Origin of the sequence: Prevotella herbatica (assembly GCF_017347605.1) — a bacterium.
In the GTDB taxonomy this organism is placed as follows: Bacteria; Bacteroidota; Bacteroidia; order Bacteroidales; family Bacteroidaceae; genus Prevotella; species Prevotella herbatica.
In genome coordinates, this window is the sequence record NZ_AP024484.1 from 470,210 (window position 1) to 492,049 (window position 21,840).

Below are 21,840 nucleotides of genomic sequence, written 5' to 3' on the forward strand. Positions count from 1 at the left end.
AATGATTGCACAACGCAATGAAAATCAGTATCATAAACTAAACCGGTGAAATGATGAACTCTCAAGAGAATACCCCTAAAGAGGGAATGTTAGATGATGAAATGCAGAAGACTACAAGTTCTGCTGAAGTAGAGAATAAAAAAGAAACTCCTGCCGAGCCAAAAACATATAAGAGCAAGGCTGAGATTCTAGAACGTCTCAAAGAAATTGTCGGAAATGAAGAGAACCCAACAAAAGAGGAACTCGATAATCTAAAAACCACTTTCTACAAAATTCATATTACAGAGCGTGACACAAAGCAAAAAGCATATCTGGAAGCCGGTGGCGACCCAGAGAAATATGTTATGGTACCAGATGAAGATGAAGAAATATTCAAGGCTCAAATGAGCGTGATAAAAGAGCGTCGTGCAAAGTTATTCCTTGAGCAAGAATCTGAAAAACAAAATAATCTACAGAAAAAGATAGATATCATAGAGCGCATAAAGGCTATGGCAACTTCTCCTGACGAGGCTAACAAAAGCTATCAGGAATTTAAGGAGTTGCAAATGAAATGGAAAGACATTAGAATTGTTCCTGCAGACAAAGCCAACGAATTATGGAGAAACTATCAACTTTATGTAGAGCAATATTATGACCTACTGAACTTAAATCGCGAAGCACGCGAATATGACTTTAAGAAGAATCTTGAAACAAAACGTCACTTATGCGATGCTGCTGAAAAGCTTGCTGAAGAACAAGATGTTATAAGTGCGTTCCACCAACTACAAGAACTTCATCAACAATACCGCGAAACAGGTCCTGTTACGAAGGAACTGCGCGAGGAAACATGGAACAGATTCAAGACTGCATCAACCGTGATAAACAAGAAGCACCAAAAGCACTTCGAAGATTTGCGCGCAAAAGAAGATGAAAACCTTGAAAAGAAAACCAAACTATGTGAGCAACTTGAAGAAATCGTAAAAGCCGAGAACAATGGTGAAGGCGATTGGGACAAACATACTAAAGAAATCATAGGTCTTCAAGCTGAATGGAAGAAAATAGGATTTGCACCACAGAAGATGAACGTGAAGATCTTTGAGAGATTCCGTGCATCATGTGACGAATTCTTCGGTAACAAGGCTGAACACTTCAAGGAAATCAAACAGCATTTTAATGAGAATGCTGAAAAGAAGCAAAAACTGATTGAAGAGGCAGAATCACTTAATGATAGTACTGATTGGAAAGCTACTACAGACAAGTTTATCGCACTACAGAAAGATTGGAAGACCATAGGTCCTGTTCCAAAGAAGCTAGGTGATGAACTGTGGGCTAAATTCCTGTCTGCCTGCAACAAGTTCTTTGAAGCACGTAATGCAGCGAATGCTGGTACTCGCAATGAGGAACATAGCAACTTAAGCAAAAAGAAAGAGATTATATCAGAACTTAAAACTCTAGCAGAAGAAGCTTCAGATAACGTACAGGATAAAGTCCAAAAACTTGTTGAAGAATACAACAATATTGGACATGTACCATATAAAGACAAAGATAAACTTTATAAAGAATATCATGATATTCTGGATAAGTTATACAAAGACCTTCATATATCTATTGCTAAAAAGCGCATAGACAACTTCAGAAACAACTTGAAGAATGTTGCTAGAAACGGTGAAGATGCAATAGACAACGAACGTGGTAGACTTATGAGACGCTATGAAAGTCTGAAGCAAGAAATTATTACATACGAGAACAACCTCGGCTTCCTTAGTGTAAGCAGCAAGAAAGGTAATAGCCTTATTGATGAAATGAATCACAAGGTTCAGAAACTTAAGGATGATGTGGAACTTATTAAGCAGAAAATCAAGGCTATTGATGCTGAGAACTTTAATAGATAAGAACCCAAACAAAAAGTGAATAATAACCGCATGGTTAACAAAATATAAAATACGATGATTTCATGACTAATAATTTGGAGGTTTCGCAAAAAGCCTATATCTTTGCAGCATGTTTTTCATGGTATTAGATTATTAAGGTTAAGAGATTGGTTGTCGTGAGACAATCAATTTTTTTTTGTACATACCGCAACAATCAATGAAACTATATTTTCTTTAAAACACTCATTACTATGGACCGTTAGACCCTTGTATATGCAAAATACAATTAAGTACAGATTTCCATAAGATACTATCACACCAATTTATGCAGTTGCAATTATTCGGATTACAGACTTTTAGTAATTGCCTTAAAATACCATAGGAAACCATACGTTCATAAATTATATCGACGTAGAGTGCAACCCAAGATGTTTAAGAACAGTTCAGCGACATGAATAAGAAAACAGTTGAATCCTGCCTTATCTTTTATAATTAATTTTGCCATATATTTTCAGATTATTTTTTTTCATCATTACCAAACTTTAAACATCGGAATTGTTAAGTCACTCACTTTATTAACTCCCAGATCTCAAACCAGTTGAATAATAATAAAACAAAAAAAGCAACCCAAAAGAGTTGCTTTGTAGTTGGGATACTCGGACTCGAACCAAGAATGGCAGGACCAGAATCTGCAGTGTTACCATTACACCATATCCCAATATTAAATGCATTTATCAGTGTTGTTCTGAATTGCGTGTGCAAAGGTAGTGCTTTTTTATAAACTTCCAAAACTTTCCCCAATTTTTTTTCATAAAAATAAGAAAAAAAACAAAATAGAGACTTTTTTGTTAATGTTATATCTATAATTTATGTACCTTTGTGACTGATATCACACATTATATAATACACAACAAAAGAAATTCTATTAATGGAAACAACAAGTAAATTAGTTGAAACTATAACAAAAGGCATACAAGAGAAAAAAGGCGAATACATAACTATCGTAAACCTGACAAATATAGATGGAGCAATTGCAAAATACTTCGTAATATGTCAAGGTAATTCGACAACTCAGGTAGAAGCAATTGCCAGTTCTGTAAGCGACACTGTACGCACTGAAATAAAAGAAAAACCTACAAACGTAGCTGGTCTTGGTAATAAAGAATGGGTAGCTATTGACTATTCAGATGTATTGGTACATATATTTATGCCAGAGACACGCGAATTCTATAATTTGGAAACATTATGGGAAGATGCCGGCTTAACTAAAATCCCAAATCTGGATTAGTCGTTTGGCACGTTATTTGTATAATATCCGAAAACTAAAATTAGAATAAATGGACAATAAAAACAACCCTTTAAATAACAGAGACAAAAACGATCCAAAGATGCCACGTTTCAATATGAACTGGCTCTATCTGCTCGTAGCCCTTACATTGGGAATTATTATTTTCTCTGGCGGAGGTAATATGCTAGCTGGTGACGGAGCAAGTCAGGAAGCTACATATACAAAGTTTAAACAATATGTAGAGAAAGGATATGCTACCAACGTTGTAATAAACAAAGAAAAGAGTACTCTTAAAATGTTTGTTAACCCCAAACATATTCAGGATGTATTCCATAGAAATTCAAAACAAGTTGGTTCAAATCCATACTTAAACGTGAATTTCGGATCTATTGACGAACTGGAAAAATATCTAACTCAAGAGCAACAGACAAAAAAGATTGCTGATTTTAGCTACGAGAATAACGACAGTAATGGCTTCCTTAGCAATATATTATTCAGTTATGGACCATTTATACTATTGCTAGTATTCTGGTTCTGGATAATGAGACGTATGAGTGGAGGAAATGGTGCCGGTGGAGGCAGTGGTATCTTCAGCGTAGGAAAAAGTAAAGCTAAACTTTACGAAAAGGCTAACGAACTAGGAATAACGTTCAAAGATGTTGCCGGACAAGAAGGAGCAAAACAGGAAGTTCAGGAAATAGTAGAATTCCTAAAGAATCCAAAGAAATATACAGAACTTGGAGGAAAAATTCCAAAGGGAGCTTTGCTAGTTGGTCCTCCGGGAACAGGTAAGACATTGCTTGCAAAAGCTGTTGCTGGTGAAGCAGGAGTTCCATTCTTCTCAATGAGTGGTTCTGACTTCGTTGAAATGTTTGTCGGTGTAGGCGCAAGTCGTGTACGTGACGTATTTCACCAAGCAAAGGAAAAATCTCCATGTATCATTTTCATAGATGAGATTGATGCCGTTGGTAGAGCAAGAAGCAAAAATCCTTCAATGGGCGGTAACGATGAGCGTGAAAACACCCTGAACGCACTGCTTACAGAAATGGATGGTTTTGGAACAAACAGTGGTGTTATAGTACTCGCTGCAACAAACCGTGCAGACATGCTTGATAAGGCTTTGTTGCGTGCTGGACGTTTTGACAGACAGATAAATGTGGACCTGCCAGATTTGACAGAGCGTAAAGCTATTTTCCAAGTTCATCTCAGACCATTAAAAATTGATAACTCTCTAGATCTTGATTTCCTTGCTCGACAGACACCAGGATTCTCAGGTGCTGATATTGCTAACGTATGTAATGAGGCTGCACTTATTGCCGCAAGACATAACAGTAAATGCGTTGTCAAACAAGATTTTATAGATGCTGTAGACCGTATAATTGGCGGTTTGGAAAAGAAAACTAAGATAATGACTGCCAACGAGAAGCGTTCTATCGCACTTCATGAGGCAGGTCATGCTACTATAAGTTGGTTCTGTGAACATGCTAATCCTCTTGTAAAGGTAAGCATCGTACCACGTGGACAGGCTTTGGGCGCAGCATGGTATCTTCCAGAAGAACGCCAGATCACAACTAAAGAGCAGATGCTTGACGAAATATGTGCATTACTTGGTGGACGTGCTGCAGAGGAACTCTTTACAGGTCACATATCTACTGGAGCAATGAACGATCTTGAACGTGCTACTAAGAGTGCATTTGGAATGATCGCATACGCAGGTATGAGCGACAGATTACCAAATATCTGCTATTATAACAACCAGGAATACCAATTCCAGCGTCCATATTCAGAGACTACAGCAAAGATAATAGACGATGAAGTTCTAAAGATGGTAAATTCAGAATACGCCCATGCAAAGCAAATTCTTGAGGAACATAAGGAAGGACACAATAAACTTGCCGAACTCCTTATCACAAGAGAAGTTATCTATGCAGAGGATGTAGAAGAAATATTCGGCAAACGCCCTTGGGTAAGCCGTTCTCAGGAAATTATCGAAGAAAACGAAGCCAATGCTCCTAAGCTTGAAGACATGCCAGACGTTGTAAAGGAGGCAGAAGCAGAGCATCAGGCAACAAAAGACAATGAATAAAAGTCGGATATAAAAATATGACTAACAAAGTACAAAATCTAATAACACGCACTATTACAGGTGCATTATTTGTCACCATCATGGTTGTGGGATTCTTTAGTCCCAGAGCTATGGTGGCTCTTTTTGCTCTCATAACTGGTATGGCAGTATGGGAATATACAGGACTTGTAAACCAAAGAGAGAATATTAAGGTAAACAGATTCATATCAACAATAGCTGGTGTTTATTTTTTCATAGCAGTAGCAGCATTCAGAATTGGCATTGCGACAAATTTCGTAATCTTCGTTCCGTATCTTCTGACAATTGTTTATCTGTTTATCAGCGAACTATATCTTAAACAGAAAGACCCCATAAACGATTGGGCATACACTATGCTTGGACAAATGTATATTGCATTGCCTTTCTCGATGATAAACATACTTGGTTTTGAGGTTTCTGCTAACGGAAACGGTATCAGCTACAACATGTTAATACCATTATGCGTATTCATTTTTCTATGGCTCAACGATACTGGTGCATATTGCAGCGGTTCACTCTTCGGAAAACATAAACTATTTCCAAGAATTAGTCCGGCAAAAAGCTGGGAAGGCAGTATTGGAGGTGGCATACTTGTTATGATTGTTGCAGGAGTAATCGGCTATCTGACTAACGAAAACGGCGCATCAACATCACATTTATCTGTAATAGGATGGATTGGACTAGGACTCACAGTAGTCGTCTTCGGAACATTAGGTGATCTTGTAGAGAGCCTTTTCAAAAGAACTTTGAATATTAAGGACAGTGGAAATATTCTCCCCGGACACGGAGGAATGCTAGACCGCTTTGATTCATCATTGATGGCGATTCCAGCAGTTGTAATATACCTCTATACAATACAGATTTTCTAAACAAAATCAAATACCATACGATGAAAAAATACCTATTAACCTTATTAACTGTATTCTGCCTTTCCCCATCCTTTGCCACTAATCCTGTAAAAGAATGGGGACAATTGCAAGTAAAGGGTGCGCAGTTGTGTGATAACAATGGCGACCCAGTGGTATTACGAGGTGTAAGTCTTGGTTGGCACAATCTATGGCCGCGCTTCTATAACACAAAAGCCATAAAATGGTTGAAAGATGACTGGCACGCCAATATTATCCGAGCTGCTATGGGAATACAGATAGAAGATAACTATCTGGACAATCCAGAATTCGCAATGAAATGCATGTCTCCGGTAATAGAATCAGCAATCAAGAACGGTGTATATGTAATCATTGACTGGCATGCACACACGATGCATACAAAAGAGGCTACAACGTTTTTCACCAATATGGCAAAGAAATACGGAAAGTATCCTAACGTTATCTACGAGCTATATAACGAACCCGTTGGAGACAATTGGGACAGCTTAAAGGTGTATGGCAAAACAATAATTACAGCAATCAGACAATATGATCCCGATAATATCATCCTAATGGGTTGTCCACACTGGGATCAGGACATAGACATTGTTGCAGCAAGTCCAATAGAGGGAGTTAGCAACGTTATGTACACAGTACATTTTTATGCAGCTACTCACAAAGACTTTCTGCGTAACAAAATGAAAGCAGCTGTTGAGGGTGGATTACCTGTTTTCGTCAGTGAATGTGCTGGTATGGAAGCTTCAGGAGACGGTCCTCTGAATACGGAAGAATGGCAGAAATGGATTGATCTTATGGAAAATCTAAAAATCAGTTGGATAAACTGGTCTATTTCTGATAAGAACGAAACATGTTCTATGTTGCTACCAAGGGCTAAATCAGAAGGAAATTGGACTAATGATATTATAAAGCCTTATGGTAAAAAGGTAAGGGATTATCTACGTGAATATAATAAATAAAGGCTTGCTTAATCTTTATGATTAAGCAAATCAACCATAATACGGGCGGCATTATCTGGAGCGATAGTGTCGCCTAGTTTTTTATACACCTCTTCATAATCATCGAGCATCTTCTGTCGTCCCTCTCCACCAGGAAGAATATGACCAAGCTCTTCTGATATATTTGATACAGAGAAACGATCAGCAAATAGTTCCTTCACAATTTCCTTATCAGCGATAAGATTTACAAGAGAGATATATTTGCACTTTATTATATGATTAAATCCAAAACGTATCAAATGCGGAACAGGAGTTTCATAACATACAACTTGTGGAACACCAAACATCGCTGTTTCAAGAGTCGCAGTACCACTTGTAACTAGAGCTGCTACAGAATGTTTCAACAATGGATAAGTTTCATTATCAACTATTTTGATTTTAAAATCGCCACAGTCTTTTATCCCATCAAGTACCATGTCATAATATTCCCTATCAATTGAAGGAGCACCCGCAAGTACCATCTGATACTTATCAGCATAGTTTACTGCCGACTGAATCATAGCTGGAAGGTTATCCTTTATTTCCTGTTTCCTACTACCCGCAAGCAATGCAATAATAGGTTTATCGGCAACTAGAGAATTCCTGTTATAAAAATCTTCCCTACTCTCTTTGTACTCATTTTTAAACCTATTTACCTCGTCTGCAGTAGGATTACCAACATAATGTATTTTGTAATTATGTTTTTGTTCAAAAAATGGTATTTCAAAAGGCAATATAGAGAATAGTTCTGTGATATCTCTTCGTATAGATTTTATTCGCCATTCCTTCCAAGCCCATATCTTAGGTGATATATAATAGTAAGCAGGTATTTTAGTGTTTGCCTTAAGATATTTTGCTATATCAAGATTAAATCCAGCATAGTCTACAAGTATTACAACATCAGGATTCCAAGCTACTATATCCTTTTTGCACAATGCCATATTGCGGAATATTGTGCGCAGATGCAAAAGTACAGGAATGAATCCCATATAAGCAAGTTCCTTATAATGCTTTACACGAGTGCCTCCAACAGCAGACATCATATCTCCACCGAAAAATCTAAACTCGGCATTGCTGTCATGTTTTTTCAACGACATCATCAAATGTGATGCATGAAGGTCTCCACTAGCTTCACCAACAATAATGTAATACTTCATAACAAAACTTTTATTTAAAGTCCCCAGCTATTAAGTTTATCAATAATCTCGTAATCAGTTACATCAATTTTCGTAGGAGTTATAGCAACATATCCATTATTGACAGCCCACTGATCCCCATCCTCTGCATCAGGTTCATCGTTACGATACTCTCCTACTACCCAATAATAATCATATCCACGTGGATGACGTTCCTTTACGATTTCGTTAACCCATTGTCCCATGGTCATTCGACATATCTTAGTACCCTTGAAAGGAGGCATTTCTGGGAAATTAACGTTAAGGCATATTCCCTTTGGCAATCCCTCTGCAAGTACCTTGTCAACAATCTTACAAACATCATCTTTCAGATATCCCAATTCAGCCTCTGTATCATAGTTACATGAAGAGAAAGCTATAGACGGAATATATTTCATACATCCCTCAAGAGCCACTCCCATCGTTCCTGAATAATGATTGTTAACTGTAGAATTATCACCATGATTGATACCACCTATAACAAGATCAGGAATTCTGCCACCACATAATTCTGAGATAGCAATTTTTACACAGTCTACTGGCGTTCCGTTGCAAGACCAAATCTCAACATCTCCCATATTATGGCGACGTTTGAGCCTCAATGGTGTTGTTGCAGAGAAAGCACAAGAAAATCCAGAGCGTGCTGATTCAGGTGCGCAAACTATCAAATCAGCCTTATCTTTAAGAAAAGAAACTAGAGTTTTGATACCATTTGCATGATATCCATCATCATTTGAAATAAGTATTAATGGACGGCAATTATTCATATTTAACTTTTAAGTTTGGCACAAAAGTACTAAAAAAAGGTTTAATTCTAGTATTTCTCGCATAAAATATGTAACTTTGCGGTCAAATCAACTTTTTTCGAAATGGGAAAAATAATCGCTTTAGCTAACCAAAAGGGCGGCGTGGGCAAGACCACTACGACCATAAACCTTGCAGCATCACTTGCTACATTAGAGAAAACAGTTCTCGTAGTAGACGCAGACCCACAGGCAAATGCATCCAGTGGCTTAGGAGTGGACATTAAAGAAGTTGACTGCTCCCTATATGAATGTATTATTGACCACGCTGATGTGCGTGATGCCATCTATACCACAGACATCAACGGTTTGGATATAATACCAAGCCATATTGATTTGGTAGGTGCTGAAATTGAGATGCTCAATCTAGAAAACAGAGAAAAGGTTTTGAAAAACTTACTTGACCCTATTAGTAAGGAATATGACTACATTCTTATTGACTGTAGCCCTTCATTAGGTCTAATTACTGTAAACGCACTCACTGCAGCTAATTCAGTTGTTATTCCCGTTCAGTGTGAATATTTTGCACTTGAAGGTATCAGCAAGCTCCTTAATACGATTAAGATTATTAAGAGCAAACTGAATCAGGACTTAGAGATTGAAGGATTTGTACTCACCATGTATGACAGTCGTCTACGCCTTGCAAACCAGATATATGATGAGGTGAAACGCCACTTCCAGGAATTAGTATTTAAAACTGTTATTCAGCGTAACGTGAAACTCAGTGAAAGCCCTAGTCACGGACTTCCTGTAATTCTATACGATGCTGAATCTACAGGAGCTAAGAATCATCTGGCACTTGCAAAAGAAATAATAAACAAGAACTCATAAATTCTTTAATGATGATTGAATGAACATCGTCATCAATTAATAACACATCATAAGAAGAAATGGCTGTACATAAAAAATTCAACGCACTCGGAAGAGGACTTGACGCACTGATATCAACAGATGCTGTGCGCACTCAGGGTTCTTCTACCATCAACGAGATTGCTATAGACCAAATAGAAGCTAATCCTAATCAGCCTCGCCGTGAATTTGACGACGAAGCACTGCATGAATTGGCAGTAAGCATAAGAGAAATTGGTATTATCCAACCTATCACACTAAGACAAATAACTGAGAACAAATTTCAGATTATTGCTGGTGAGAGAAGATGGAGAGCTTCTCAACTTGCAGGACTTAGAGCTATTCCAGCATACATCCGTACGATAAAAGACGAGAATGTTATGGAAATGGCACTCGTTGAGAATATCCAACGTGAAGACCTGAATGCTGTCGAAATTGCACTTGCATACGAGCATCTAATGGAAGGTAGCGGAATGACACAGGAAAAAGTTTCTGAACGTGTCGGAAAAAGCCGTACAGCAATAACCAACTATCTTAGATTATTAAAACTTCCTGCACAAGTACAGATGGCTTTGCAGAAGAAGGAAATTGATATGGGACATGCACGAGCATTGCTTGCTATTGATAGTCCTGCATTACAAATAAAACTTTTCAAGGAAATACAAAAAAACGGATACTCAGTAAGAAAAGTAGAAGAACTTGTTCAGGCCTTAAAGAATGGAGAAGATATTGAAAGCGGCAAGAAGAAAATCATTGCACGCAGTCAATTGCCTGAAGAGTTCAATGAACTGAAAACACGTCTTGCTTCGTTTCTCAATACAAAAGTTCAAATGACTTGTTCGCCAAAAGGAAAGGGAAAAATTAGCATTCCTTTTGCAAATGAAGAAGAACTGGAACGGATCATGAACGTTTTCGACAAACTGAAAGATTAATATGTCTGTGAAGATACCTTCATTTATAATCATATCTGCTGCGATATTCGCTATGCCGTTCTCTGCTAAAGCACAGAATGTAAAGAATCGTATCGTTGTTCCCGATACTGCGAGTATCAAAGCTACAGATGCACTTACTCACAAAGATAGCCTTACGCTAGTGTCTAGCGACACAAAAAAGGTCAAGAAACAAAAGCGTGACTGGGCTACATGGCGTCCTGAACCAAAGAGGGCATTATGGCTAGCTCTTGTATTGCCTGGAGCTGGGCAGATTTACAACCGCAAATTCTGGAAACTACCTATCATTTACGGAGGAATAGTAGGATGCGTTTACGCTATGAAATGGAACAATCAGATGTATCATGATTATTCTCAGGCATATCTGGACATAATGGATAATGACCCTAATACAGCCAGCTATAATCAGTTTATGCATCTCGGCGCAAAAATAACAAACGAAAACCTCGCTACATATCAAAATCTTTTCAAAAATCGAAAAGACCGCTTCCGTCGTTGGAGAGACATGAGTTTCTTCGTATTAGTAGGCGTTTATGCGCTTTCTGTAATTGACGCATACGTTGATGCATCATTATCAGAATTTGATATATCAAACGATCTCAGTCTCAGTGTTGAGCCTGCTATCATAAATACTGACAACAACCGAAATCCTCTCACTTCAGGTGGTATAGGCGTGCACTGCAGCCTAAACTTCTAAAGTAAGTTGAGAAGAGAAAACATCATATATGACAAAAAATAAGTAATGAAGAAAATCTATTTATTCACCATCACCCTACTCTTTGCCGGAAACTGTGCAATGCAGGCGCAAGTTGAAAAGGATGATAATAAAAAAGAAACGGAGATTACCGTTAAAGATGCACAAGGAAAGCAAGTAACCATAGACCTTCCAGAGGCCATGACACAAGAACTTGACAGTTTGATGCATCTCTACAACACAAAGAATTATCTCAAACCTGATACAAACTGTAACATGCCGGATGTTAATCCTGTATATGATAAAGCCATTTACATGAAACGACTTAGCATGTTACCTACTGTAATAGAAATGCCGTACAATGATGTTGTGCAAACATTCATTGATAGATACAGCGGTCATCTACGTAATTCAGTTAGTTATATGTTGGGAGCTCAGAATTTCTACATGCCTATCTTTGAAGAGGCACTAGATACTTATGGTCTTCCGCTCGAACTAAAATATCTTCCTGTAATAGAATCTGCACTTAATCCATGTGCTGTTTCTAGAGTTGGAGCAACAGGTCTGTGGCAGTTTATGCTAAAGACAGCAAAGCGTTACGGACTAACAGTTAACTCTCTTGTTGACGAGCGACGCGACCCTATAAAATCTTCTTATGCAGCAGCTCACTATCTCAGCGACCTATATAAACTATATGGCGACTGGAATCTTGTAATAGCAGCATATAATTGTGGTCCTGACAAAATAAATAAAGCCATACACCGTTCAAAACAAAACGACTATTGGCAGATTTATCCTTATCTTCCAGACGAAACTAAGGGATATGTTCCTGCTTTCATCGCAGCGAACTACATCATGAACTACTATTGTGATCACAATATATGTCCAATGACTTCAGAACTTCCAGAGAAGACCGATACCATATTAGTAAATAAAGATATAAACTTTGAACAGATTTCGCATGTTCTAGGTATAAACATTGACCAGATAAGGGCTTTGAATCCACAATATCGTCATGATTTGGTTAACGGAAGCTGGCGTCCATCTGCGTTAAGATTGCCAACATTGATGATTACAAAATTCATTGATAACGAAGATTCTATTTACGCATACAAGCCAGAAGAAATGGCTAGCAAGCGTACAGAGGTAGAGGTTAACAATGAAGAACCTGTCGTTACAAAAAGCCGTTCATACAGTCGACACAAAAGCTATTCCAGATCAAGCAAATATACAAGAAAGAAGAAAAACAAGCGTAAACATGCAAGCAAAAGCGTTACCATTGGTGACGGCGATACGCTTTCTGAAATCGCAGAAAAACATAATACAACTGTTTCTAAGCTAAAGAAACTGAATGGTATTAATGGCAGTAGTATACGTGCTGGAAAGAAAATCAAAGTTAAGTAAATAAACGATACGAATATGGATGAGCATGATATGAAAGAGGCTGCACGTGAAGCTGCCGAAGATAAAATGATAACAGATGCTTTCCAGCATTTGCTTGACACCTATCTTGCGTCTCGACACAGGAAGAAAGTCGACATAATCACAAAAGCCTTTAATTTCGCCAGACAAGCTCACAAAGGTGTGAGAAGATTATCTGGTGAGCCATATATCATGCACCCTATTGCCGTTGCTCTTATTGCATGCGAAGAAATGGGACTCGGTTCAACAAGTATATGTTCAGCACTTCTGCACGATGTCGTAGAAGACACAGACTATACCGTTGAGGACATTGAAAATATATTTGGAACCAAAATAGCACAGATTGTAGACGGTCTGACTAAAATCAGTGGTGGTATTTTCGGTGATAAGGCTTCTGCACAAGCTGAAAACTTTAAGAAACTATTGCTCACGATGAGCGATGATATTCGCGTGATTCTCATCAAAATTTGTGACCGTCTTCACAATATGAGAACTCTTGTTTCGCAACCAGCCAACAAACAATATAAGATTGCAGGCGAGACCTTATATATATATGCACCGCTGGCTAATCGTTTGGGACTTAATAAGATAAAGACGGAACTTGAGGATTTAAGTTTTAAATACGAGCATCCTCAAGAATACAAAACTATACAAGATAAACTGGCTTCTACACGCGAACAGCGTGATATACTTTTTGCACAATTCACAGATCCAATACGTGAGGCTCTTGACAAGATTGGAGTACAATATCAAATCAAGGCTCGTGTAAAAAGTCCTTATTCTATTTGGAATAAGATGCAGAATAAGCATGTAACATTTGAAGAAATCTATGATATCCTTGCTGTAAGAATAATTTTTGAACCTAAAATTCGTAAGGAAGAAATCAACGAATGTTTTAACATCTACGTTGCTATAAGCCGCATATACAAGAGTCATCCAGACAGATTGCGTGACTGGTTGAATCATCCTAAGGCTAACGGATATCAAGCACTCCATGTAACTCTTATGAGTAAACAGGGCAGATGGATTGAGGTGCAAATCCGTTCAGATCACATGGACGAAGTTGCAGAACAAGGCTTTGCCGCTCATTGGAAATATAAGGACGGTGCTGAATATACTGAGGACGAAGGAGAACTAAACAATTGGTTGGGAACAATCAAGGAGATTCTTGATGATCCACAGCCAGATGCAATGGACTTCCTTGACAGTATAAAGTTAAACCTATACGCTTCTGAGATATTTGTATTTACACCTAAAGGCGAGATTAAAACAATGCCAGCAGGATGTACTGCACTTGACTTTGCATTCCAGATACACACATTCCTTGGAAGTCATTGTATCGGAGCAAAGGTTAATCATAAACTTGTACCTTTAAGTCACAAATTAAATAGTGGCGACCAAGTAGAAATACTCACAAGTAAGTCACAGCATGTGCAGCCTTCATGGATCAATTTCGTTTCTACCGCTAAAGCAAGAGCGAAGATACAGGCTATTCTGCGTCGTGACGACCGTGAAGTTCAGAAGAATGGAGAGAGCGTGCTAAATGCATGGCTCACAAACAACAGCTTAGAACTCACATCTTCTGTATTGGATAAGCTATGCGATTTCCATGATGTGCAGAAACCAGAAGACTTATTCCTTGCTCTTGGCGAAAAGAAAATTATATTAGGAGAAAGAGATCTTGACGAGTTGCTTGGTAAGGTTAAGAAAGAAATAACTAATTCTGGATGGCGCAAATATGTACCATTCCTCCACGGCAAGAAGGACGATAAGGATAAAGATGAAGAAGATGAAATAAATAATCTGTTTATCGTTAACAAAGACTTCAAGAAAAAGAAGCCTGTAATCATTAGCGAAGAAACAATTAATATGTTTATATTCCCAGCCTGTTGCCACCCTATACCTGGTGATGACATACTAGGATATATTGATAATAAGAACCATATCGAAATTCACAAGCGTGCATGTCCTGTAGCAAGCCGACTAAAATCTAGCTACGGCAATCGTATTCTTGATGCAAAATGGGATATGCATAAACAGATGTATTTTGATGCTACTATCGAGATAAGAGGTATTGACCGCAAAGGTATGCTTCAAGATGTAGCAGAAGTGATTTCTTCACGTATGAACCTTAACATTCATAAGGTTACTATCAATAGTGACGAAGGCATCTTTGATGGTAGTATTGAGGTTAAAGTACATGACAGAGACGAAGTAAGAGACATTATGGAAAACTTAAAAGATATAGATGATTTGCAGGAAGTAATGCAAATTATGTAAAACGCAAACAACGACCTTGTACCTTAAATAATAAGAGCTGATATATAATACTAAACAAACAAAACTATGAAAAAAATAATAATAATGTTTGCAGCTATCTTTATGGCTGCAAACATCAATGCCGCAAACAAGTATGACAATCCCGACACGCTTTTCGTTGCACGTGACGGGACTGCTGAATTTCGTAACGTATCAGAAGCCATTGAAGTATGTCGTGCATTCATGGACTACCACAAGGTTATCTTCGTTAAGAAAGGCATTTACAAAGAAAAGTTAGTCATTCCTTCATGGCTCAACAACATAGAGATTTGCGGAGAAGACCGTGACAATACCATTATCACGTATGATGATCACGCAAATATAAAGATTCCTGAGACTGGCAAACCAATGGGAACATTTCGCACATATACGTTGAAGATTGAAGGAAACGATATCAAACTAAAGAATATTACAATTGAAAACAATTCAGCAAGACTTGGACAAGCTGTATCACTCCACACGGAAGGTGATCGACTGACATTTGTGAATTGCAACTTCCTAGGACACCAAGATACGATATTCACAGGCATAGCTGGCACTCGCCTTTACTTCGCTGATTGCTATATTGAGGGAACAACAGACTTTATCTTTGGTCCTGCCATAGCTTGGTTTGAATACTGCACAATAAAGAGTAAGGCTGATAGTTATGTCACTGCTGCATCTACACCAGTTGATCAACCTTATGGTTATATATTCAATCACTGCAAACTGATAGCACAAGACGGTGTAAGCAAAGTTTATCTGGGTCGTCCTTGGCGTCCATACGCCTGCACAGTGTTTATGAACAGTGAACTGGGCAAACATATAAGACCAGAAGGATGGGAAAACTGGAAAAATCCTGAGAATGAAAAGACTGCCCGTTATTCAGAATACAACAACAATGGTGCTGGAGCTAACAATTCAGGCAGAGTGAAATGGGCACACCAACTTTCAAAGAAGGAAGCAGCTAATATTACAGTAGAAAATGTATTCAAGCAATGCACAAACTGGATTCCTTCAATGAATAAATAATTCTCTTATCATACGCCAAAAACGCAAACAATACTGATATATTGTATTATATATAATGTACGCATACATTATCGTTATGATCGCTTGATATACAGGAGAATATGAAAGCATATTTAGCAAAAGTCTCCCTAAAACTCTTTTAGGAGGACTTTTCGTCAAATAATTCACGATTACAAGCTATATATCAGTAATTTTATATATCTTTGTAAATATAATTAGTACTAACCTAAATAATTAATCACATGAAAAGAATTTTATTATTCCTATTTGTCGTGTTTTCACTTTCAACAGTTGCAAAACAAAAGATTAAGAATCCTGAAGTAGAATATACTCCTGCATGGATTGAAATTCAAGCTATTGAACAAACAACAAATGCAACGATACTGCATTGCACCTTACACTGTTTACCAAATTCTTGGGTTCGCATTGACGACAAAACGGTATTACAAGATGCACAATCAAATAAAAGTTTCAAATTATTACGCACTGATAGTGTAAAAACGAATGAACAGATATGGATGCCTCAGTCTGGTAGCAAATCTTGTGTTCTATATTTTGAACCATTAAGCAAGAATGTTAAACTATTCAATATGATAGAGCCTGGTTCACCGGCAAATCAGCAGACTTATGGTATTCAGCTGAAATCAGCAACTAAGAAGAAGTCAAATAGGACATTAATTGGCAATCAAGCTAAGACTGCAGATGATTATCTTAAATTGCCATCAAAGAACTCTGATTGGACATTTGATCCATCACGCTACAAGGATTTAGATTTCTGTAAATCGCAGTCTGCAACGTTGAGAATACACATCGCCCATTTGCCAAACGAACTGAAAAAAGACTTCGGTGTTATGAGTGCAAAATTCCAGAATCAATTCAATACAAAAGAAAATGTAATACCAGGCGAACTTAATAAAGATAATTGTGTAGAATTTCAGATACCTCTTAATGCTCCTCAGTTTGTATTCATTATGCCTAGTATGGGAAATGTATATGTACAAGGAGGAGATACACTTGACTTATACACTACGGCAGAACTTACCTCATATAGGGAGTTTCGCTATAAGTCTTTCTGTGGCAATAGTGAGTCGGCAATGATTAATACACTGATTCCTGTATTGATGAAAAAATTGATGAATAAGGAATATGATTTTCAATTTATCCAAAGCACTATCAAACAGGGGAATGAAAGTGTAGAAAAGGCGCTTAAAGATTTAGCTGATAAGACTATTGAACTGATTGAAAGTGATAAGATGCACCAAATAATACGTAACACGCCACTCTCCATATATGGCAAGGACCTTCTTATGACATGTACCTTGTGCCAATATCTCACAACGATGGGAGATATGATGATGTACTATAATGATCATAAATATATCACAAAAGCAGACGGTACTATGGAGTGGAAACTGGATAGCACATTTATTCCACTCAACTATGAATCTATTTATCGTCCACTCTTAAAATATAAGTCTTTGCTCTATGATAACCCATTGGTAATCAGTGAGAGTCAACAATTTATATTTCTAAACAGGACGTTGTATGGATCTCCCTTCTCTGATATACGTATGAGATTACACCCTGAGCTATATGGTCTTTCAAAGGAGATAAAGAAACCTTCAGAGGAGTTTAATATGGATGGTACTTTTGTGAATGACCTTTATATATCTCAGACTGCAGCAAATAGATATCACTATTTGCTCAATGATTATAAATTGGGTAAATGCGATAGTACAAGCTTATTATCTGAAGAAAAGAAAACCACTAATGATTTAATGAAGATGCACTATCCTAAAGTTGCCTATTCTGTGATGGATGGTTATAGAAATGTAGTTAAAACTACAGAAGGAAACAACACAAAAGACATAACAGAAACATGGACACCAGCACAAAAAGCTTTATGGGATAAACTAACATCTCAATATCATGGAAATTTAATGCTAATAGACTTCTGGGGAATGTCATGCGGACCATGTCGTCAAGGAATGTTGAATATGCGTAAAAATGTAGAGGAGATGAAAAATGAAAAGTTTAAGTTCCTTTATATCTGCAATGAGATTGCTTCTCCACGCAACAAAGCAGAGAAATGGATGTCTGAGTATAAGATCAATGGCGAACACATATATGTAACATCATCAGAATGGACACAGCTACAAGCTATGTTTAATTTCTCAGCCATACCACGCACTGCTCTTATTGGTAGGGATGGGAAAATAATACAGTATACATTTGATGTTTATTTAAATATCGATAATTTGAAAGAATTATTGAATAAGTTCTAATTTACAAGTCATTAGATGCAAAAACAATCATAGCTTGAAGATGGTTGTTGAAATCAGCCTTTACTCTCTTTGAAACTTTAGATTCATAGAAACTGAACTTTCATAAAGAGTAGAGGCTATGATTAGCCATTATTTTTTGACTAGCTCAATAATATAAATCAGCCTATATTATATTTTGGCAGAAATGCACAATATCTTCATGATCGTTTGATTTAAAAGCAAATGCAAAAGCACTATTTATCAAATTATCTCCAGAAAGATCCCTTTGTCGGTTTTTTCGACAAATTATTTCATATCATAAGCTATATTTCAATGATTTCATCTATCTTTGCAAATATAATAAATACTAACCAAAATAATTAATCACATGAAAAGAATTTTATTATTCCTATTTGTCGTGTTTTCACTTTCAACAGTTGCAAAACAAAAGATTAAGAATCCTGAAGTAGAATATACTCCTGCATGGATTGAAATTCAAACTATTGAACAGACAACAAATGCAACGATACTGCATTGCACCTTACACAATTTACCTAATAATTGGGTTCGCATTAACGACAAAATCGTATTGCAAGATGCACAATCAAGCAAAAGTTTCAAACTATTACGCACTGATAGTGTAAAAACGAATGAACAGATATGGATGCCTCAGTCTGGTAGCAAATCTTGTGTTCTATATTTTGAACCATTAAGCAAGAATGTTAAACTATTCAATATGATAGAACCTGGTACACCGCCATATGAGCAGACTTATGGCATTCAGCTGAAATCAACAACTAAGAAGTAGTCAAATAAGACATTAATTGGCAATCAAGCTAAGACTGCAGATGATTATCTTAAATTGCCATCAAAGAACTCTGATTGGACATTTGATCCATCACGCTACAAGGATTTAGATTTCTGTAAATCGCAGTCTGCAACGTTGAGAATACACATCGCCCATTTGCCAAACGAACTGAAAAAAGACTTCGGTGTTATGAGTGCAAAATTCGAGAATCAATTCAATAGAAAAGAAAATATAATACCAGGCGAACTTAATAAAGATAATTGTGTAGAATTTCAGATACCTCTTAATGCTCCTCAGTTTGTATCCATTATGCCTATTATGGAAAATGTATATGTGCAAGGAGGAGATACACTTGACTTATACACTACAGCAGAACGTAACTCGAATCGACAGGTGCGCTATAAGTCTTTCGGTGGCAATAGTGAGTCAGCAATGATCAATTCATTGATTCCAGTATTGATGAAAAAATTGATGAATAAGGAATATGATTATCAATTTATCGAAGGCGCTCTCAAACAAGGCAATGAAGGTGTAAAAAATGCGCTTAAAGAATTATCTGATAAGACTATTGAACTGATTGAAAGTGATAAGATGCACCAAATAATACGTGACACACCACTTTCTATATATGGCAAGGACCTTCTTATGACATGCACCTTGTGCCAATATCTCACAACGATGGAAGATATGATGAGGTACTATGATGGAAATAGATACATCGTGAAGACAAAAGCAGACGGTTCAACGGAGGGGAAACAGGATAGCACATTTATTCCACTCGACTATGAATCTATTTATCGTCCACTCTTAAAATATAAGTCTTTGCTCTATGATAACCCATTGGTAATCAGCGAGAGTCAACAATGGATATTTCTAAACAAAACATTGTATGGACCTCTCTTCATTAATATAGGTATGAGATTCCACCCTGAGCAATATGGTCTTTCAAAGGAGATAAAGAAACCTTCTGAGGAGTTTAATATGGAAGGTACTTTTATGAATGACCTCTTTATATCGCAGCTTGCAGCAAGTAGATATAACGATTTGATCAATAATTATCAATTGGAGAAATGCGATACTACACGCTTATTAGCTGAAGAAATGAATAGTGTACGCTTATCAACTGAAGAAATGAATACTACTAATGGTTTAATAGAGATGCACTATCCTAAAGTTGCCTATTCTGTGATGGATGGTTATAGAAATATGGTTAAAACTACTGAAGGAAACAACACAACCAAAGACATAACAGAAACATGGACACCAGCACAAAAAGCTTTATGGGATAAACAAACATCTCAATATCATGGAAATTTAATGCTAATAGACTTCTGGGCACTATATTGTGGACAATGTCGTCTGGGTATGTTGAATATGCGTAAAAATGTAGAGGAGCTGAAAAATGAAAAGTTTAAGTTCCTTTATATCTGCGACGAGGGTGATACTCCACGCGACAAAGCAGAGAAATGGATGTCTGAGTCTAAGATCAATGGTGAACACATATATGTTACACCATCAGAATGGGAACTGCTACGAGCAATGTTCAACTTCACAGGCATACCACGCGCTGCTATTATTGGTAGGGATGGGAAAATAATTCAGTATACATTTGATGCTTATTTTAATGCCGATAAGTTAAAAAATCTATTGAATAAGTTCTAATTTACAAGTCATTAGATATTAAATCAACCATCTCTTGAAGATGATTTAAGAAATCAGCCTTCACTCTCTCTGAAACGTTAGCTCCTACAGAATAGTATGGAACAGAACATTCATAAAGAGTGAAGGCTTTGATTTGCCATTACTTTTCATTTAAAGTAAGATGTGATTGACTATGATTTATTTCTATTTTGCTGAAATAGAATTTCTGAAGCACAAATATGCGATGATTCTAATTCCGCTAAAACATAATATAGAATCGTCCTTCAGGGTATAAATAGAAAAAAGGTGAATATATTTATGATTACTCTCAACCATAAAAAGTAACTTTTTGGGGTTGATGAGTATCAATAAATTTCATTATTATTGCAATCCGTCAAGTTGCTGTTTTAGTTCCTTAAGCTGACTTTTTACAGACAATAGCGTATCGAGCACATCAGTCGTCTTGTCTACTCCATCTCTATTGGCACTCAACATCTTACGTGCAGCAGCAAGTTTAAAGCCACGCACTTTCACAAGATTATAGATAACCTTAAGCTGCTCTATATCCTTCTCGGTATATTGACGAATCTTTGTACCAGTCTGAGTCTTAGGACGTAACTGTGGAAACTCACTTTCCCAATATCGCAAAGTACTCTCATTGATATCAAACATTTCTGCTACCTCTTTGATTGAGTAATACAACTTAATGTTTTTATTTGGATTCAAAGCCATATTTGCATACTTTTTTATTAAACAATGATTAATTTATTTGCAAAGTTAGCAAATTTATGCCAACTCCTC

17 protein-coding genes and 1 tRNA gene are annotated in these 21,840 nt (G+C 37.0%); 14 read left to right on the forward strand and 4 right to left on the reverse strand.

Annotated features, from left to right (window positions below):
* Positions 1–50 precede the first annotated feature (50 nt).
* Positions 51–1,871, forward strand: coding sequence for a DUF349 domain-containing protein (locus prwr041_RS01885; protein ID WP_207154637.1), 1,821 nt, complete (start codon positions 51–53; stop codon positions 1,869–1,871).
* 626 nt (positions 1,872–2,497) lie between these two features.
* Here the strand turns inward: prwr041_RS01885 and prwr041_RS01890 are convergent.
* Positions 2,498–2,568, reverse strand: a tRNA-Gln gene (locus tag prwr041_RS01890).
* Between the two features lie 210 nt (positions 2,569–2,778).
* On the opposite strand from prwr041_RS01890, the gene rsfS reads away from it, so the two are divergent.
* The 4 genes from rsfS to prwr041_RS01910 are packed head-to-tail and all read left to right on the forward strand — an operon-like array spanning position 2,779 to position 7,085.
* Positions 2,779–3,138: a ribosome silencing factor gene (gene rsfS / locus prwr041_RS01895; protein ID WP_207154638.1), complete on the forward strand. Its 360-nt coding sequence runs from the start codon at positions 2,779–2,781 to the stop codon at positions 3,136–3,138.
* Between the two features lie 49 nt (positions 3,139–3,187).
* Entirely contained in the window at positions 3,188–5,224 is a 2,037-nt protein-coding gene (ftsH, locus tag prwr041_RS01900; RefSeq protein ID WP_207154639.1) for an ATP-dependent zinc metalloprotease FtsH, read from the forward strand.
* Positions 5,225–5,241: 17 nt separating this feature from the next.
* Entirely contained in the window at positions 5,242–6,111 is an 870-nt protein-coding gene (locus tag prwr041_RS01905) for a phosphatidate cytidylyltransferase (RefSeq protein WP_207154640.1), read from the forward strand.
* Between the two features lie 20 nt (positions 6,112–6,131).
* Entirely contained in the window at positions 6,132–7,085 is a 954-nt protein-coding gene (locus prwr041_RS01910) for a glycoside hydrolase family 5 protein (protein WP_207154641.1), read from the forward strand.
* An 8-nt stretch (positions 7,086–7,093) separates the two neighbouring features.
* Here prwr041_RS01910 and lpxB read toward each other — a convergent pair whose 3' ends face one another.
* Positions 7,094–8,260, reverse strand: a complete 1,167-nt coding sequence (gene lpxB / locus prwr041_RS01915) for a lipid-A-disaccharide synthase (RefSeq protein ID WP_207154642.1) — start codon at positions 8,258–8,260, stop codon at positions 7,094–7,096.
* 14 nt (positions 8,261–8,274) lie between these two features.
* Positions 8,275–9,045, reverse strand: coding sequence for a 5'/3'-nucleotidase SurE (surE, locus tag prwr041_RS01920; RefSeq protein ID WP_207154643.1), 771 nt, complete (start codon positions 9,043–9,045; stop codon positions 8,275–8,277).
* A 102-nt stretch (positions 9,046–9,147) separates the two neighbouring features.
* On the opposite strand from surE, the gene prwr041_RS01925 reads away from it, so the two are divergent.
* From prwr041_RS01925 to prwr041_RS01960, 9 genes are all read left to right on the forward strand, one after another.
* Positions 9,148–9,912, forward strand: coding sequence for a ParA family protein (locus tag prwr041_RS01925; RefSeq protein ID WP_207154644.1), 765 nt, complete (start codon positions 9,148–9,150; stop codon positions 9,910–9,912).
* Between the two features lie 59 nt (positions 9,913–9,971).
* Positions 9,972–10,862: a ParB/RepB/Spo0J family partition protein gene (locus tag prwr041_RS01930; RefSeq protein ID WP_207154645.1), complete on the forward strand. Its 891-nt coding sequence runs from the start codon at positions 9,972–9,974 to the stop codon at positions 10,860–10,862.
* A gap of 1 nt (position 10,863) precedes the next feature.
* Positions 10,864–11,577: a DUF5683 domain-containing protein gene (locus tag prwr041_RS01935; RefSeq protein ID WP_207154646.1), complete on the forward strand. Its 714-nt coding sequence runs from the start codon at positions 10,864–10,866 to the stop codon at positions 11,575–11,577.
* Between the two features lie 45 nt (positions 11,578–11,622).
* Positions 11,623–12,978, forward strand: coding sequence for a lytic transglycosylase domain-containing protein (locus tag prwr041_RS01940; protein ID WP_207154647.1), 1,356 nt, complete (start codon positions 11,623–11,625; stop codon positions 12,976–12,978).
* A 15-nt stretch (positions 12,979–12,993) separates the two neighbouring features.
* The gene (locus prwr041_RS01945; protein ID WP_207154648.1) at positions 12,994–15,276 is read left to right on the forward strand and encodes a RelA/SpoT family protein; all 2,283 of its coding nucleotides are present in this window, start codon (positions 12,994–12,996) and stop codon (positions 15,274–15,276) included.
* Between the two features lie 66 nt (positions 15,277–15,342).
* A complete protein-coding gene (locus prwr041_RS01950) occupies positions 15,343–16,326 on the forward strand; it encodes a pectinesterase family protein (RefSeq protein ID WP_207154649.1) in 984 nt (327 codons plus the stop codon).
* Between the two features lie 242 nt (positions 16,327–16,568).
* Positions 16,569–18,611: a TlpA family protein disulfide reductase gene (locus prwr041_RS01955; protein WP_207154650.1), complete on the forward strand. Its 2,043-nt coding sequence runs from the start codon at positions 16,569–16,571 to the stop codon at positions 18,609–18,611.
* Positions 18,612–18,978: 367 nt separating this feature from the next.
* The gene (locus prwr041_RS13610; RefSeq protein WP_237072283.1) at positions 18,979–19,398 is read left to right on the forward strand and encodes a hypothetical protein; all 420 of its coding nucleotides are present in this window, start codon (positions 18,979–18,981) and stop codon (positions 19,396–19,398) included.
* A 54-nt stretch (positions 19,399–19,452) separates the two neighbouring features.
* Positions 19,453–21,060, forward strand: a complete 1,608-nt coding sequence (locus tag prwr041_RS01960) for a TlpA family protein disulfide reductase (protein WP_237072284.1) — start codon at positions 19,453–19,455, stop codon at positions 21,058–21,060.
* 360 nt (positions 21,061–21,420) lie between these two features.
* On the opposite strand, the gene prwr041_RS01965 is transcribed toward prwr041_RS01960, so the two are convergent.
* Entirely contained in the window at positions 21,421–21,771 is a 351-nt protein-coding gene (locus tag prwr041_RS01965; protein ID WP_207154651.1) for a MerR family transcriptional regulator, read from the reverse strand.
* Between the last annotated feature and the right edge of the window lie 69 nt (positions 21,772–21,840).

Bases quoted from the DNA above. Each gene is read 5' to 3' on its own strand.
- surE (WP_207154643.1), bottom strand. From the start codon at position 9,045: ATGAATAATTGCCGTCCATTAATACTTATTTCAAATGATGATGGATAT.
- lpxB (WP_207154642.1), bottom strand. From the start codon at position 8,260: ATGAAGTATTACATTATTGTTGGTGAAGCTAGTGGAGACCTTCATGCA.
- prwr041_RS01910 (WP_207154641.1), top strand. From the start codon at position 6,132: ATGAAAAAATACCTATTAACCTTATTAACTGTATTCTGCCTTTCCCCA.
- ftsH (WP_207154639.1), top strand. From the start codon at position 3,188: ATGGACAATAAAAACAACCCTTTAAATAACAGAGACAAAAACGATCCA.
- prwr041_RS01885 (WP_207154637.1), top strand. From the start codon at position 51: ATGATGAACTCTCAAGAGAATACCCCTAAAGAGGGAATGTTAGATGAT.
- rsfS (WP_207154638.1), top strand. From the start codon at position 2,779: ATGGAAACAACAAGTAAATTAGTTGAAACTATAACAAAAGGCATACAA.
- prwr041_RS01955 (WP_207154650.1), top strand. From the start codon at position 16,569: ATGAAAAGAATTTTATTATTCCTATTTGTCGTGTTTTCACTTTCAACA.
- prwr041_RS01950 (WP_207154649.1), top strand. From the start codon at position 15,343: ATGAAAAAAATAATAATAATGTTTGCAGCTATCTTTATGGCTGCAAAC.
- prwr041_RS01945 (WP_207154648.1), top strand. From the start codon at position 12,994: ATGGATGAGCATGATATGAAAGAGGCTGCACGTGAAGCTGCCGAAGAT.
- prwr041_RS01925 (WP_207154644.1), top strand. From the start codon at position 9,148: ATGGGAAAAATAATCGCTTTAGCTAACCAAAAGGGCGGCGTGGGCAAG.
- prwr041_RS01965 (WP_207154651.1), bottom strand. From the start codon at position 21,771: ATGGCTTTGAATCCAAATAAAAACATTAAGTTGTATTACTCAATCAAA.
- prwr041_RS01905 (WP_207154640.1), top strand. From the start codon at position 5,242: ATGACTAACAAAGTACAAAATCTAATAACACGCACTATTACAGGTGCA.
- prwr041_RS13610 (WP_237072283.1), top strand. From the start codon at position 18,979: ATGAAAAGAATTTTATTATTCCTATTTGTCGTGTTTTCACTTTCAACA.
- prwr041_RS01935 (WP_207154646.1), top strand. From the start codon at position 10,864: ATGTCTGTGAAGATACCTTCATTTATAATCATATCTGCTGCGATATTC.
- prwr041_RS01940 (WP_207154647.1), top strand. From the start codon at position 11,623: ATGAAGAAAATCTATTTATTCACCATCACCCTACTCTTTGCCGGAAAC.
- prwr041_RS01930 (WP_207154645.1), top strand. From the start codon at position 9,972: ATGGCTGTACATAAAAAATTCAACGCACTCGGAAGAGGACTTGACGCA.